We start from the raw sequence: 500 nt of genomic DNA on the forward strand, positions 1-500 counted from the left end.
TTGGCCGTCAGCACCGTCAGGGCAGTCTCTACGGCTAGCAGTTGCGCCGGTGTGGCCGGGTCGCTCATGGCGCTCAGCGCGTTAGCAAGCGCCGTCTGCGCTGCATCCAGTTCGCTTTGCGCCGTTGTCAGTGTGGCGTTCGCAGTGTTGGTCTGAGCCACCCACTTGGCCACTTCAGCGTCTGTAGCCGCTTCGCTGGCCGTGGTGGCCGCAGCTACCGTGCCCGCATCCGTCAATGCGGCTGCCGCTGCTGCGCCGATGGCCGATGTGTTGATCGTCTCGCCCGCCGCTGTAGCCGCTTCGTTGGCTTCCGTCACGGCAGCGTTGACTGCATTGGCCGCTGTGGTCGCCGCTGCCGCCTTGCCAAGGAGGGTGGTTTGCGCGGTCTCCACCGCCAGTAATTGCGCCGGTGTGGCCGGGTCGCTCATGGCGCTCAGCGCGTTAGCAAGCGCCGTCTGCGCTGCATCCAGTTCGCTTTGCGCCGTTGTCAGTGTGGCGTT

At 66.0% G+C, this 500-nt stretch carries 1 pseudogene; it reads right to left on the reverse strand.

Features of this window, described 5'->3' with window-relative positions:
* Positions 1-500 (reverse strand): annotated as a pseudogene (locus tag B472_RS17165) (hypothetical protein); the annotation flags it as partial.

This window comes from Limnohabitans sp. Rim28, assembly GCF_000293865.2.
Lineage (GTDB): Bacteria > Pseudomonadota > Gammaproteobacteria > Burkholderiales > Burkholderiaceae_C > Limnohabitans_A.